Raw genomic sequence first — 14,979 nt, forward strand, 5'->3', positions numbered from 1 at the left:
CTGAGAGCACCGAGCGCGTGACCGCACCCTCCCCCTCGCTCCTGCCGGTCCTCGGCGCCGGTCTCCTCACCGTCATCGCCGGTGCGGCCATGTCCCTGCAGGGGCGAGCCAACGGCTTCCTCGGCGCGGTGCTCGGTCACGCTGTCTTCGCCGCCCTGATCTCATTCGTCACCGGACTGCTCATCGTCTCCGCGGTGCTCCTGTGCTCGGCTCGGTCCCGAAGGGCCGCGATCGCTCTGCTTGGGCTGCTGCGCACTCGGGCGCTGCCGTGGTGGATGCTGCTCGGCGGGCTGAGCGGCGGTCTCGTCGTCATCGCCCAGGCCACGACGGTGCCGGTCATGGGCGTGGCCATGTTCACCATGGCCTTCGTCTCCGGACAGATCACCGGCGGCCTCATCGTCGATGCCACCCGTCTGCCGCCGGGCGGGAAGCAGCGGCTGAGCGCCCTCCGCATCCTCGGGGTGCTCGTGGTCATCGCCGCACTCGTCTACGGGGCACATGAGCGCATCGGCCTGGGCGTGCCCCTGTGGGCTCCGCTGCTGCCGTTCGCCTCCGGCAGCCTCACCGCCGCCCAGCAGGCCTGCAACGGTCGGATCAGGGCCGCAACCGGCTCGGCAGTGGTCGCGACCACCGTCAACTTCACTGTCGGGCTCATCGCGCTCGGCCTGGCGACCGCGGTCATCATGGTCGCCGGTGTCGGCTGGGCCGGCTTCCCGACGCAGCCCGATCAGTGGTGGATCCTCCTCGGCGGGGCCTTGGGCGTGCTGTTCATCGCCTTCACCGCGCTCACCGTCGCCCGGCTCGGCGTGCTTCTGCTCAGCCTCTTCTCACTCTTCGGCAACCTGGCAGGGGCGCTGCTGCTCGATTGGCTGCTGCCGATCCCGGGATCGCTGGTCAGTCCGACCACGATCCTCAGCGCCCTCGGGGTGCTCGCCGGGATCGTCATCACGCTCATGCCTTCAGCAGGAAGTCCCCGAGGACCCGCGTGCCGAACTTGAGCGCGGAGATCGGAACGCGTTCGTCGACACCGTGGAACATCGCCGGGAAGTCGAGATCACCGCTCAGCTGCAGCGGGGCGAAGCCGTAGCCGGTGATGCCGAGTTCGGCCATCGACTTGTTGTCGGTGCCTCCGGAGAGCGTGTAGGGCAGGACCATGGCGCTCGGGTCGTCAGCGAGCAGGCTGGTGCGCATCTGCGCCACCAGCGGAGTGTCGAAGGGCGCCTCGAGCGCCTCCCCCTCGTCCTCCGGGGTGATGTCGATGCCCTCCCCCGCGAGTTCCTTGAGCTTGAGCATGACGTCCTCGTGCTGGCCCGGCAGAGTCCGGCAGTCGACGTAGGCGGTGGCGGTGCCCGGGATGACGTTGTGCTTGTACCCGGCGCCCAGGAACGAGGGGTTCGAGGTGTTCTGCAGGGTTGGGGCGACGAACTTCTCGACCGAACCGAGTTCGGCCAGCAGCTGCGGGATCGTCTCGGCGGTGAACTCGATGCCGGTGAGCTCGGAGACCCCTTCGAGCAGCTGCCTGGTGGCGACGGGGATCTCCTGCGGCCAGGGATAGGACCCGATGCGTGAGATCGCGGCGGCGAGACGGGTGACGGGGTTGTCGTCGTTGCGCTGCGAACCGTGGCCGGCGGTGCCGTGGGCGACGAGATTGAGCCAGGCCAGTCCCTTCTCAGCGGTCTGGATGAGGTAGATGCGCTGCCCGCGGATGTCGACGGAGTACCCGCCCACCTCGGAGATCGCCTCGGTGGCTCCGGAGAAGAGCTCCGGACGGTTGCGCACCATGTGCCGGGCACCGTAGTTGCCGCCGGCCTCTTCGTCGGCGAAGAAGGCGATGATGAGATCACGCCGAGGCTGCTGTCCTTCGCGGAGCATCTGGCGCACGGCGGCGATGATCATCGCGTCCATGTCCTTCATGTCCACGGCCCCGCGGCCCCACAGCAGTCCGTCCTTGATGACGCCGCCGAAGGGGTCGACGCTCCAGTCCTCGGCGGCTGCCGGCACCACATCGGTGTGGCCGTGGACGACGAGGGCGGGAGCCTCCGGGTCACTGCCCTTGACCCGGGCGACGAGGTTGGCGCGTCCCGGGGAGGATTCGACGATCTCGGACTTCAGGCCCACCTCGGCGAACCAGGAGGCGATGAGTTCGGCCGCGGGAAGCTCCGGGTTGGCCTTGTTGCCGCCCCAGTTCTGGGTGTCGATGCGGATGAGCTGCTGGCACAGGTCCGTGACCTCGGACTCGGCGGCGCTGAAATCAAACACGGTGTCTCCCGTCGGCTGGTTCTCAAGTGGCTGATGAGATCCACGGTATATCACCCTCGTGCGAACCCGTATCCGGGAATGAGAAATGGCCCCCGGATCAGATCCGGAGGCCATTTCCTCTGTGCGCGGAGGGGGACTTGAACCCCCACGCCCGATAAGTTGGGCACTAGCACCTCAAGCTAGCGCGTCTACCAATTCCGCCACCCGCGCTGGCAACAGAGATTACTTTACACGCGGTTTCGGGTGGTGCAAAATCAATTCGGGCAATTGTGATGCACCGCACTCACACCCTCAGTCAGGCAGCTCCGTGACTGCTGAGAGCACGTGCGGTTTGCCCGATCTGAGGTCGAATACGGCGAAGTCCGCCGCCGCGTGCCGGCGCCCCTCGGTAATCGCGAATCCGACCGTCGACGGCAGCAGGATGGGCTTGGCGAAGGACACCTCCCAGCGGTAGGCCTCGAGCCGGGGATCCACGGCGGCCAGGGCCCGCGAGGCGCTGTACATGCCGTGGGCGATCAGCCGCGGGAAGCCGAATCCCTTCGCGGCCAGTCCGCTGATGTGGATCGGATTGTAGTCCCCCGAGGCCCGGGCGTAGCGCTGCCCGATGATCGGGTCGAGCCGCCACAGGGCCGTTGCCTGCGGGGCGGTGAAGTTCGCGTGCGGAATCTGCGCCTTCGCCTCGGCACCGACCAGCTTCCGACCCTTGGCGAGGTAGGTCGTGGTCTCACGCATCACCGTCTCGCCCTCGACCTTCGCCTCGACGAGGACTTCGATCGTTGTGCCCTTCGTGTGTTCGAAGGGGCCGCCGAGTTCGACGTGGAAGTCTACGACCTCACCGATGTGCACCGGGCGGAGAACGTCGATGGCGTTGTGGATGTGGACCATGCCGAGCATCGGCACGGGCACCTCGGGGTCGCTGAGCAGCTGCATGCTCAGCGGGAAGGCGAGCACGTGGAGGTAGCCGGGGTGGACGGCGTCGCGCAGCGGTGCCCCGACGACACTCGTGAAACCGGCATAGGCCTCAGCCTCGATCGGCATGCTCCGGTCGAGTGACCGGGTGGGCAGCTCGGGGCCAGTCTTCGGACCGATCGGCAGCGCCTTGAGCACGGCCTTCGCGTAGATCGGGAGCATCGAATCCTTGGCCATCAGGCACCTACCATGTTCTGGCCGCACACGCGCAGCGTCGACCCGTTGATTCCCCGCGCCCCCGCCGAGGCGAGGAAGCCGATGGTCTCGGCCACGTCGATGGGCTGACCGCCCTGCTGCAGGCTCGAGAGCCGGCGGGCGACCTGCCGGGTCAGGGTCGGCATCTTCGCGGTCATATCGGTTTCGATGAATCCCGGGGCGACGGCATTGATCGACCCGCCGCGCTCGGCGAAGTCCTGCGCCGAGGCGGCCGTGAGTCCGATGACCCCGGCTTTCGAGGTCGCGTAGTTCGTCTGTCCGCGGTTGCCGGCGATGCCCGAGGTCGAGGCCAGAGACACGACCTGCGCGCCCTCGGCGAAGAGGCCGCGCCGGCTCAGTTCGGCGTTGATCCTCGCCTGGGAGGCGATGTTGACCGCGATCACCGAATCCCACCGTGAGGCGTCCATGTTCGCGAGCATCTTGTCGCGCGTGATGCCGGCGTTGTGGACGAGGATGTCGACGGTGCCGCCGACCGCCTCGGCGATGGATTCGGCGGCGGTGTCGGCGGTGATGTCGAGCTGCAGCGACCTGCCCCCGACCTCATTCATCACCTCGGCCAGGGCCTGTCCGGCCTGGGGCATGTCGACACCGATGATGCTTGCGCCGTCGCGGGCGAGGTTGCGGGCGATCGCCGCACCGATGCCGCGGGCGGCTCCGGTGACCACCGCGGTGCGACCGGCCAGCGGCCCGGCCTGACCGGTGGACATGAACTCCTCCAGGCTCAGAGCGTCCCCGGCCGTGGAGGAGACGGTGATGAACTGTCCGGAGACGTAGGCCGACTTGCCCGAGAGCAGGAACCACAGGGCCGCAGCGACCGAGGGCGCCTGCAGGTCGACACCGTCGAGGAGGATGCCGTTGGCCGTGGACCCGGCGCGCATCTCGTGGGCCAGCGACCGGGTCAGACCGGTGATGCCCTGTGTGGCGGCGGCGCGTTCGGGGCTCTGCTGCGCCGGGTTCGGGGCCGTCGAGATGGTGATCACGCGACCGCATTTGGCCAGCGAACGCAGGGCGGCTCCGACCTCGAGGACAGTGGCCGAGAGATCGGTGGGGGCAGAGGCATCGTCGAGGACGGCGATGATCGCCCGCAGCGATTCACCGGAGTTCGCATGGCGACGCACCTCGAGTCCGTTGGCGAGCAGAAGATCGGCAAGCCCCTGCGCGTCCGGACCGGAGCCGAGGACGAGGACGGGCTTGGACCGGTAGCTCTCCGGGGTCGAGGCGAAGCGCTGGAGCGGCACCGGCTGGGGCAGGCCGAGCGACTTGGCGACCTGCTTGAGCGGACCGTTGACGAGGTTGAGATAGGTGTCGTTCATGCTGCCTCCACAATCGCGGTGAGTCCCTGGCCGCCTGCGGCGCAGATCGAGACCAGCGACCGCTTCTTGCCGGTGGTCTTGAGGTACTTCGCGGTCGAGGCGATGATGCGTCCGCCGGTCGCTGCGAAGGGGTGCCCGGCCGCCAGGCTGGAGCCGAGGGGGTTGAGCTTCGTCCGGTCGATCGTGCCCAGGGCGCCGTCGAGGCCGACCTTGTCGCGGCAGAACTCTTCGGACTCCCAGGCCGCGAGGTGGCTGAGCACGGTCGAGGCGAAGGCCTCGTGGATCTCGAAGACATCGAAGTCGGCGAAGGTCAGGCCGTTGCGGGCCAGGAGACGCGGCACGGCGTAGGCGGGTGCCATGAGCAGACCTTCGGCGCCGTCGACGAAGTCCACGGCTCCGGCCTCGGCGTCGACGAGGCGGGCCAGCGGCGTGAAGCCGCGGTCACGCGCCCAGTCCTCGCTGCCGAGCAGGACCGAGGAGGCGCCGTCGGTCAGCGGGGTCGAGTTGCCGGCCGTCATCGTCGCCTCGGCGTCCAGCTTGCGTCCGAACACCGGGGAGAGTTTGGCCAGGGACTCCAGTGTGGAGTCGGCCCGCATGTTCGTATCCCGACTGACCCCGAGGTACGGGGTGACGAGATCGTCGAAGAAGCCCTCGTCCCAGGCTCGGGCGAGGTTCTGATGCGAGGCCAGTGCCAGTTCGTCCTGGGCCTCACGGCTGATCTTCCACTCCGCGGTGGTGATCGCCTGGTGTTCGCCCATGCTCAGGCCCGTCCGCGGCTCACCGGTCGACGGGGCCTGCGGGGCGAGGTAGGCGGGACGGATCTGGGCGGCGATCTTGGCGCGCTGGGTCATCGTCTTGGCGCGGGAGAGTTCGAGCAGGATCTCTCGCATCGAATCGTTGATCACGATCGGTGCGTCCGAGGCCGAATCGACGCCGGAGGCGATGCCGGACTCGAGCTGTCCGGCGTTGATCTTGTTGTTGAGGCTGACGACGGTCTCGAGCCCGGTCGCGCAGGCCTGGCCGACATCGAATGCCGGTGTCGTCGGCGAGAGAGCCGAGCCGAGCACGGCCTCACGCGTGAGGTTGAAGTCCTTCGAGTGCTTGAGGACGGCACCTCCGGCGACCTCGCCGATGGCCTCTCCGGCCAGGCCGAAGCGAGCCACGAGCCCATCGAGGGCGGATGTGAGCATGTCGAGGTTGCTGGCCTTGGAGTACTGCTTGTTCGACCGCGCGAACGGTATGCGGTTGCCGCCGAGGATGACGGCGCGCTGGGTGGGTGTGGACATGTGCACCTCCGTGTCGTGGATTTAACTGTTACCGACAGTACCTGATACCGTCTGTCACATGAAATCGCTCACAGACGGCCGCTCGACTCGGTGGCAGCAGCATCGCGACCAGAGACGCCGCGAGCTGCTGCGGGCCGTCCGGCATGTCGTCGACGAACACGGCGACGAGCTCTCCATGGATCAGATCTCGGAATACTCGGGCACGACGAAGTCGGTGCTCTACCGGTATTTCACTGACCGTGCGGGACTGCAGGCGGCCATGGGGGAATGGGCGATGGACGTCATCGGCCGCTCTCTCGATGACGCCACGGCCGCCTCGGCGCATGAAGCGCTGACGAAGATGATCCGCGCCTTCGTCACCCTCGCCGCCGATTCCCCGTCCGTCTATCGCTTCTGCGATACGGCGGTCAATCGCTTCGCTCCGGCGGAGACCGGCGGCTTCTTCAATTCGATCGCCTCCCTGCTCGCCGATCGCCTCGAACTCGACGGCGAACCCGCACGGCTGTGGGCGGCGGGAGCGATCGGCTTCGTCAGGGCCGCCACCGAGAGTTGGCTGGCGGATCCGGACCGTCCCGAGGACTTCGCCACCCTCATCAGCCATTGGCTCTGGGCATCACTGCCCGCACAACTAGGAGTAGAAGAATGAAGCTGAATCTCGATCCGCAGGCCATCAACTCCGTGCTCGACGGTCGCTGGGCGGCCGCCCGGCGCAGGGGCCGCGAGCTTGCACACGAGTCGATCACCCACGAGGATCCCGCCGACGATCTCGAGACCACGCGGGCGCGGACGCTGACCGGGGTCGGCCTCATGGCCGACACGGGCCTGCCGATGGTCAGCCTGCCCCCGGAGATGGGCGGTCGCAACGAACATGCGACGAACGTCGCCGGCTTCGAGGAGACCGTCACCGCCTCCCCCAGCCTGCAGATCAAGGCCGGGGTGCAGTTCGGGCTCTTCGGCGGAGCGATCCTCCACCTCGGCGATTCCGAGCAGCACGAGAAGTGGCTGGTCGACGCGCAGCAGGGCAAGCTGCTCGGCTCCTTCGCGATGACCGAGATCGGGCACGGCTCCGATGTCGCCTCCGTCGCGACCACGGCCACCTACGATCCCGAGGCCGAGGAATTCGTCATCCACACCCCCTTCCGCGCCGCGACGAAGGAGTACATCGGCAATGCCGCCCGTGATGCGCGTGCCGCCGTCGTCTTCGCCCAGCTGATCACTGCCGGTGTCAACCACGGGGTGCACGCACTGCTCGTGCCGATCCGCGATGAGGCCGGAGAGCCGGTGTCCGGTGTGAGCATCGAAGACGATGCCTTCAAGGGCGGGCTCAAGGGCGTCGACAACGGCCGCATCGCCTTCGATGAGGTCCGCGTCCCGCGTGCGAACCTGCTCAACCGCTACGGTGCCGTCACCGCGGAGGGAACCTATTCCTCCCCCATCGAGTCCCCGGGCCGCCGGTTCTTCACGATGCTCGGCACCCTGGTCCAGGGCCGCGTCTCGCTCGACGGCGCCTCCATCGTCGCCTCGAAGATCGCCCTCGACATCGCGGTGCGCTACGGACTCGAACGCAAGCAGTTCAACTCCGTCTCCGACATCCACGAGACCACGCTGCTGGACTATCAGCAGCACCAGCGTCGCCTGATGCCAGCGATCGCCGAGGTCTATGCCTCGGCGCTGGCACACGAGAAGCTGCTGACCTCCTTCGAAGAGGTCTTCTCCGGGTCCGATGACTCCGAAGAGAACCGGGCGCTGCTCGAGACGCGCGCGGCCGGTTTCAAGGCCGACTCGACCTGGATGGCCCTCGACGTCATCCAGGAATGCCGGGAGGCCTGCGGCGGTGCCGGATTCATGGCCGAGAACCGCCTCGTCGGGCTGCGTGCCGATCTGGACGTCTACGCCACCTTCGAAGGCGACAACACGGTGCTGCTGCAGCTCGTGGGCAAGCGCATCCTCGGCGACTACGCCAAGGAGTTCGCGCACCTCGACGTCGGGGGCGCTGCCCGCTTCATCGGCACCCAGGCGGCCGAGCACACGCTCTACCGCACGGGTCTGGCCAATGCCGGCCTAGCGATCTCCGACGTCTTCACCCGCAATCTCAGCGACAAGCGGATCCGGTCGGGCCGCCTGCAGCGTTCGCTGCTCGAAACCCGACTCGAGGTCATGGTCTCCGGCCTGGCCCAGGCGCTGCGCCCGGCCACGAAGATGTCGACGGCCGATGCCGCGGAGCTGTTCAACTCCCAGCAGCACGAGTTCATCGAGATGGCTCGCGCCTATGTCGAATTGGAGAAGTGGAAGGCCCTCGACGAGGCGATGCGGGAGCAGGAGGATGCCGATCAGGCCAAGGTCTTCCGCCGGCTGCGCGACACCTACGGTCTCACCCTCATCGAGAAGCACGTCGGTTGGCACCTGATGTACGGCCGGCTGCCGATGCTGCGTGCCCGCCAGCTGACCGAGACGCTCAACCGTCTGTGTGCGAAGCTCGCGGCGAATGCTCTCGACCTCGTCGATGCCTTCGGCTATGAGGACGTCCACCGTCGAGCGACGATCGCCACCGGCATCGAGGCCAAGCGTCAGACCGAGGCCGCCGACTACTACCGGCATGCCCGTGCACAGCAGGACTTCCCCATCGAGGAGAAGCAGCTGCGCAAGGCCGCCAAGGCTGCCGCGAAGACCGAGGGAAAAGCAGCGGGCAAGGGATCGGCAGGCAAGGGCCCGGCCCGGAAGGCGAAGGCCGCGAAGTAGACCGCCCCTGGGCGGGCGGCATGGCTTCCCGTCAGGGCGGCATGGCTTCCCACACGCAACGGCATCCGGCCGGCAGCGCTGATCACAGCGATGCCGGCCGGATGCCTTTGTCGGTGGTGTTCGTTGTCGGCGGTGTTCAGGCGGAGTCGAGCCCGGTGGTCGGGCGGACTCGAGCCCGGCGGCCCCGGGATCAGGCGGCGAGGAACTCCCGCAGCGCCGCCGAGATCTTCGCGCCCTCGGTGAGAAACCCGTCGTGCCCGACGGGAGAGTCGATGACCTGATGGGTCACGCGTCCCGGCAGGTTCTGGGCGAGCAGCTCGACCTGCATCGGAGTGTAGAGACGGTCCGAGGAGACCGAGACGACGAGATTGTCGGTGCAGGCCTGGGACAGTGCGGTGCGCAGATCGTTCGAGCGACCGGTGCGCACATCGTGATCGCGCAGCGCCCTGGTCAGCACCAGGTAGCTGTGCGGGTCGAAGCGTCCCATCAGCTTCTTCGCCTGATAGTCGAGGTAGGAGGAGACCTCGTAGTAGTCGGTGTCCTGCAGACGCCGGGAGAACCGCAGGTTGAGATCGGCATCGTTGCGGTAGGTCAGGTGCGCGATCTGCCGGGCCAGACCGAGTCCCTGGGCCGGAAACCGGCCGACGGCGGTGTAGTCGCCCGAATAGTAGTTCGGGTCGAGTTCGATGGCGCGCTCCTGCATCATCGCCCAGGCGATCTGATCGGCCTCGGAGAACGCCGGAGCCGCGATGATCGCACACTTGCCGACCTTGCGCCGGTCGAGCAGCGCGAACTCCAGCGCCCTCGCCCCGCCCATGGATCCGCCGATGACGGCGTGCCAGGAATCGATGCCGAGGATCTGGGCGAGATTGTGCTCGAGCCGGGCCATATCCCGGATCGTCACCGCTGGGAAGCGTGAGCCGTACGGCAGACCGTCATCGTAGGTCGACTGCGGACCGGTGGTTCCCGAGCACCCGCCGAGCGAATTCGCACACACCACGAAGTACTCATCGGTGTCGATCGCTTCACCTGGACCGACGACACCCGGCCACCATTCGGTGACGTGGGTGTCGCCGGTCAATGCGTGTTCGACCAGGACAGCATTGCTGCGGTCGGCATTGAGGGTGCCGAAGGTCTCATAGGCGACCTCAACGGTGCCGAACGTGTGTCCGGAGTCCGTGACGAAGCCGAGGATCCGCTCGACGGAGGTGCTCTGGGTGGTCATCTCAGGCTGCGGCGGATGCGTTCGCTGCCGCGGCGGCGAAGCCCTTGTCGAGGTCGGCGATGATGTCGTCGATGCCTTCGAGGCCCACGGACAGGCGCACCAGTGCCGGGTTGACGCCGGCGGCGGCCTGAGCCTCCTCATCCAGCTGCGAGTGCGTCGTCGAGGCCGGGTGGATGACGAGCGAGCGGACGTCGCCGATGTTCGCCACGAGCGAGTGCAGCTCGAGGGCGTCGACGAAGGCCACGGCCGCGTCGTAGCCGCCGGCGATGTCGAAGGCCAGCACGGATCCGACGCCGTTGGGCAGGTACTTCTTCGCCAGTCCGTTCCAGGGGCTCGACTCGAGTCCGGCGTAGGCGACGCGGCTGACCTGCTCGTGGGACTCGAGGTAGGCGGCGATCTTCTGGGCGTTCTCGACGTGGCGTTCGATGCGCAGGCTCAGCGTCTCGAGTCCCTGGGCGATGAGGAAGGCGTTGAACGGGCTCGCCGCGGGACCGAGGTCGCGCAGAAGCTGGACCCGCAGCTTGAGTCCGTAGGACACATTCGCGCCGAAGGGCGAATCCGCGCCCAGGTCACGGGCGTAGACAAGTCCGTTGTAGGAGTCATCGGGGGTGTTGAAGCCGGGGAACTTCTCGGCATCGGTGCCGTAGTCGAAGGTTCCGCCGTCGACGACGACTCCGGCGATCGAGCTGCCGTGGCCGCCGAGGTACTTCGTGGCCGAGTGCACCACCACATCGGCGCCGTATTCGATCGGACGCACGAGGTAGGGGCTGGCCAGGGTGTTGTCGACGATGAGGGGGACGCCGGCTTCGTGGGCGATGGTCGAGACCGCCTCGATGTCGAGGACGTCCGAACGAGGGTTGGAGACGACCTCGGCGAAGAAGAGCTTCGTGTTGTCCTGAACCGCGTTCTTCCACGCTTCGTGGTCGTCGACGTCGACGAACGTGGTCTCGATGCCGAGCTTGCGCAGGGTCACATCGAGCAGGTTGTAGGTGCCGCCGTAGAGGCTCGAGCTGGCCACCACGTGGTCACCGGCACCGGCGATGTTGGTGATGGAGAGGAATTCCGCCGACTGCCCCGAGGCGGTGAGCACGGCGTGGACTCCGCCTTCGAGGTCCGCGATCCGGTTCTCCACGACCTCCGTGGTGGGGTTGGTGATGCGGGTGTAGACGGGTCCGATGTCGGCCAGGGCGAAGCGGTCCTTCGCGTGCGCGCTGTCGTTGAAGACGTACGAGGTGGTCTGGTGGATGGGAAGCGCGCGCGATCCCGTCACCGGGTCGGGGGTCTGGCCGGCGTGGATCTGGCGGGTCTCGAATGACTGAGTCATGGTCTCTCCTCTGCTGATGCTGCCTGGTGTTCCCACTACTGTCATCGACGTTCGGGTTCCGCGGGTTCGCAGGTGTCATCTTCGTGTCACGGTCCGTCATGTTTCGTCACACGTGTCACAGCTGCGCACCGTCCGTCAGCGGAAATTGCGGGACTTCGTCGGCAGCTGCACCTCGAGCGGGATGAGCTTGTGGGCGTAGAGGCTGACGACCTCTCCCCCGCGCTGGATCAGGCCGGTGACCACGAGTGCGTTGCGTGAGGTCGCGACCGTGCGGAATCGCTTCATCAGCCCGGCCGTGGCCACGACGTTGAGCATCCCGAATTCGTCCTCGAGGTTGATGAAGGTGATCCCCGAGGCAGTGGCCGGGCGCTGCCGGTGGGTGACGATGGCGGCGACGGTCATCCGGGTTCCGTCCTCGGCCGCCGCGGCATCGGCTGTCGACGCGTAGCCGCGTGCGGTCAGGGAGGCCCGCAGCATCTCGGTCGGGTAGCCGTCGACGGTGATCCCGGTGGAGAACAGCTCGGCCAGGGTGGTGTCGAAGACGTCCATGCTCGGCAGGCTCGGCGCCGAGCTGATCGTGGCCGTGCCCGGCAGCACCCCCGGGTGGGCACCCGCGACTCCCCCGGCCACCCACAGCGCCTGCCTGCGGTCGAGGTCGAATCCGCGCAGGGCCCCCGCCGTGGCCAGGCCCTCGAGGGCCTGCTTGCCGATCCCGGTCCGCTCGGCCAGGTCCGCCACCGAGGTGAAAGCCGCGCGTGCGCGCTCGGCCACGATCACCTCGGCGAAGGCGCCCACATGGGTGACCGAGTCGAGTCCCAGTCGGATCCCGAATTCCCCCGCCGAGGCGGTCCCTGTCCTTTCCGGCGTCCCCGCGGGGACGCGTTCGAGGTCGGCCTCGGCCTGTGAGTGCCGGATGTCGACGGGCAGGATCTCCACTCCGTGGCGGCGCGCATCGGCGACGAGCGACTGCGGGGAGTAGAAGCCCATCGGCTGGCTGCGCAGCAGCCCCACGGTGAAGGCCGCATGGTGGTGGTATTTGAACCAGGCGGACTGGTAGACGAGGTTGGCGAAGCTGATCGCATGCGATTCCGGGAAGCCGTAGTTCGCGAAGGCGGCGATAGTGGCGAAGATCGCCTCTGCGGTCTCCTCCTCGACTCCCTTGGCCGCGGCTCCGGTCCGGAACTTCTCGGCCAGCTCGGCCATTCGCCGCTCCGAGCGGCGCGATCCCATGGCCTGCCGCAGCTGGTCGGCATCGGCCCCGGTGAAGCCGCCGACGTCGATGGCCATCTGCATGAGCTGCTCCTGGAACAGCGGCACCCCGTAGGTCTTGGCCAGGGACTTCGCCAGCAACGGGTGGAGGTATTCGACCGCGTCGAGTTTCTGCCTCCGCCGGATGTAGGGGTGGACGGACCCGCCCTGGATGGGTCCGGGCCGGATGAGGGCGACCTGGACGGCGAGGTCGTAGAAGTTCTCGGGCTTCAGCCGCGGCAGGGTCGCCAGCTGGGCCCGCGATTCGACCTGGAAGACTCCGATCGCATCGGCTCGGCGCAGCATCGCGTAGACGGCCTCGTCATCGTCGTCGATGGTCGCCCGGTCGATGTGCTCGCCCGTGTGCCGGTGGACTAGGTCGACCATCTCGTGCAGCGCGGTGAGCATGCCCAGCCCCAGCAGGTCGAACTTCACGAGGTCCATGGCCGCACAGTCGTCCTTGTCCCACTGCACGACGGTGCGGTGGCCCATCGTGGCTCTCTCGATCGGGACCACCTCGCCGATGGGTCGGTCGGCGAGGATCATTCCGCCCGAGTGGATGCCCAGGTGGCGAGGCGAGCCGAGGAGGTCACCCGCGACGGCGAGCACGGGAGCCGGGACCGGTGAGTCGGTGGGATCGGGCAGGCTCGTCCACCGGTTGCTCGTCTTCGAGAATGCGTCCTGCTGGCCGGGAGCATAGCCGAGGCTGAAGGCAGCATCCCGGATCGCCGACTTCGCCCGGTAGGTGATGACATTGGCGACCTGAGCGGCCCGGTCGCGGCCGAAGTGGTCGTAGACGTATTGGATGACCTCTTCCCGACGGCCCGATTCGATGTCGATGTCGATGTCCGGGTAGCCCTTGCGGTCCGGGGACAGGAACCGGTCGAAGAGGAGTTCGTGTTTGACCGCATCGACGGCGGTGATGCCGAGGACGTAGCAGACCGCGGAGTTCGCCGCCGAGCCCCGGCCCTGACAGAAGATGGCCGACCGGTGGCAGAACTCGGTGATGTCGAAGACGATGAGGAAGTATCCGCAGAAGCCCAGCTGCGCGATCAGGCTCATCTCCCGGTCCAGCTGCGCCCAGGCCCGCGGGTTCTCCGTCCGCGTCCCGTAGCGACGCCGGCCGCGTTCGGCGATGAGTGCGCGCAGGTACTCCTCTGCCCCACGGTCCTCGGGCATCGGGGCCCGGGGCAGATCCGGGCGCGCCGAGTTCAGGGTGAATGCGCATTCCTGACCGATGGCGACCGCGTTCTCCAGCGCCCGGCGGGGGAAGCGCGCGGCCATCTCCTCCCCCGTGTGGATGCGGGCGCTCGCCGTCGCCGGCAGCCAACCGGCCAGTTCGTCGAGGGACAGACGGGACCGCACCGACGCCCGCACCTGCGCGGACTTCCACTGCGCCCGGGTGGCGAAGTGCACACCGTTGCTGGCGACCACCGGCAGGTGCGTACGCTGGGCCAGCTCGCCGAGGTGGTGCAGCCGTTCGTCGTCATCCGGGGTGCCGTCCCGGCTGAGTTCGACCGCGAGACGGTCGGGTCCGAACAGCGTGATGAGCCTGCGCAGAGCGCCGAGGCCCCCGTCGGCATCGTCGAGGGCTCTGCGCAGCGGTCCCTTGCGGCAGCCGGTGAGGATCGTCCAGTCCCCGCTCATCGCCGCGAGCTCCTCGAGGTCGAACACCGGGCGGTTCTTCTCACCGGCCAGGTTGGCTTCGGTGATGGCCTGTGAGAGCCGGTGGTATCCCTCGACACCGCGGGCGAGGACGAGCAGATGGGTGGCATCGGGATCGGTCTGGCCGGGGATCTTCTCACTCAGCCCCACGGACAGCTCGGCTCCGAAGACGGTGGGCAGGCCCACCTCGGCGGCGGCATGGGCGAATCTCACCGCACCGTAGAGACCATTGTGATCGGTCAGCGCAAGGGAGCTCAGACCGGCGGCGGCACCGGCGGCGACAAGCTCTTCAGGGTCGGAGGCCCCGTCGAGGAAGCTGAACTGGGAGTGCACGTGCAGCTCCGCCCATTCGAGGCGAGAGGTCCGCAGGACCGGTCCGGCGCCGGTGCCCTGTCCTGCCGACGGGGCGGGACCGAGATACCGACCGGGCCCGTCGGAGCCTCCGGGGCCCACCGAGACGCGGTAACGGTCGGGTCGGGCGAAGGCGGGGGCATCGGAGCCGTCAGCGTGCTTGTCGACGACCTGCCGGTCTGCGACGAGCTTGCCGGTGTGGTTCTCTGCGGAGGTGTGCTGGTCGCCTTTATAGGCGCGCTGACCGTCCTCCTGGGTGTGCTGGTCGCTCTCAGAGGTGTGTTGGTCGTTCTCCGGGGTGTGCTGGTCGTTCTCGGGAATGTGCTTGCCCTCGAGACGGCGAGCCAGCTTCGACCACGGGGTGCGCGGGTTCGAGAATCCCAT

The 14,979-nt window shown here is 67.8% G+C and carries 10 protein-coding genes and 1 tRNA gene; 3 read left to right on the forward strand and 8 right to left on the reverse strand.

Features of this window, described 5'->3' with window-relative positions; genetic code table 11:
- Window positions 1-17: 17 nt before the first annotated feature.
- Window positions 18-998: a DMT family transporter gene (locus CV023_RS03345; protein WP_230744034.1), complete on the forward strand. Its 981-nt coding sequence runs from the start codon at window positions 18-20 to the stop codon at window positions 996-998.
- Here the strand turns inward: CV023_RS03345 and CV023_RS03350 are convergent.
- From CV023_RS03350 to CV023_RS03370, 5 genes are all read right to left on the reverse strand, one after another.
- On the reverse strand, window positions 952-2,259 hold the full coding sequence (locus CV023_RS03350) for a M20/M25/M40 family metallo-hydrolase (RefSeq protein ID WP_230744035.1): 1,308 nt from the start codon (window positions 2,257-2,259) through the stop codon (window positions 952-954). The genes CV023_RS03345 and CV023_RS03350 overlap by 47 nt on opposite strands.
- A gap of 122 nt (window positions 2,260-2,381) precedes the next feature.
- Window positions 2,382-2,469, reverse strand: a tRNA-Leu gene (locus CV023_RS03355).
- Between the two features lie 81 nt (window positions 2,470-2,550).
- A complete protein-coding gene (locus CV023_RS03360; protein ID WP_230744036.1) occupies window positions 2,551-3,405 on the reverse strand; it encodes a MaoC family dehydratase in 855 nt (284 codons plus the stop codon).
- Entirely contained in the window at window positions 3,405-4,757 is a 1,353-nt protein-coding gene (locus CV023_RS03365; protein WP_230744037.1) for a 3-oxoacyl-ACP reductase, read from the reverse strand. Before CV023_RS03365 ends, CV023_RS03360 begins: the two co-directional genes overlap by 1 nt.
- On the reverse strand, window positions 4,754-6,043 hold the full coding sequence (locus tag CV023_RS03370; protein WP_230744038.1) for an acetyl-CoA C-acetyltransferase: 1,290 nt from the start codon (window positions 6,041-6,043) through the stop codon (window positions 4,754-4,756). The genes CV023_RS03365 and CV023_RS03370 overlap by 4 nt, the downstream gene beginning before the upstream one ends.
- 58 nt (window positions 6,044-6,101) lie before the next feature.
- Between CV023_RS03370 and CV023_RS03375 the strand changes: the two genes are divergently transcribed.
- Both CV023_RS03375 and CV023_RS03380 read left to right on the forward strand, forming a co-directional pair.
- Window positions 6,102-6,689 carry a TetR/AcrR family transcriptional regulator gene (locus CV023_RS03375; protein WP_230744039.1) on the forward strand — a complete coding sequence of 196 codons (588 nt, stop codon included), beginning with the start codon at window positions 6,102-6,104 and terminating at the stop codon, window positions 6,687-6,689.
- On the forward strand, window positions 6,686-8,782 hold the full coding sequence (locus CV023_RS03380; protein WP_230744040.1) for an acyl-CoA dehydrogenase family protein: 2,097 nt from the start codon (window positions 6,686-6,688) through the stop codon (window positions 8,780-8,782). The genes CV023_RS03375 and CV023_RS03380 overlap by 4 nt, the downstream gene beginning before the upstream one ends.
- Window positions 8,783-8,972: 190 nt before the next feature.
- On the opposite strand, the gene metX is transcribed toward CV023_RS03380, so the two are convergent.
- The 3 genes from metX to CV023_RS03395 all read right to left on the reverse strand — a co-directional run bounded on the left by metX (window position 8,973) and on the right by CV023_RS03395 (window position 14,979).
- Window positions 8,973-10,007, reverse strand: coding sequence for a homoserine O-acetyltransferase MetX (gene metX, locus CV023_RS03385; RefSeq protein ID WP_230744041.1), 1,035 nt, complete (start codon window positions 10,005-10,007; stop codon window positions 8,973-8,975).
- Between the two features lies 1 nt (window position 10,008).
- Window positions 10,009-11,331: an O-acetylhomoserine aminocarboxypropyltransferase/cysteine synthase family protein gene (locus CV023_RS03390; RefSeq protein WP_230744042.1), complete on the reverse strand. Its 1,323-nt coding sequence runs from the start codon at window positions 11,329-11,331 to the stop codon at window positions 10,009-10,011.
- Between the two features lie 135 nt (window positions 11,332-11,466).
- Window positions 11,467-14,979 carry an error-prone DNA polymerase gene (locus CV023_RS03395; RefSeq protein WP_230744043.1) on the reverse strand — a complete coding sequence of 1,171 codons (3,513 nt, stop codon included), beginning with the start codon at window positions 14,977-14,979 and terminating at the stop codon, window positions 11,467-11,469.

It is taken from the genome of Brevibacterium sp. CCUG 69071 (genome assembly GCF_021023135.1).
Lineage (GTDB): Bacteria > Actinomycetota > Actinomycetes > Actinomycetales > Brevibacteriaceae > Brevibacterium.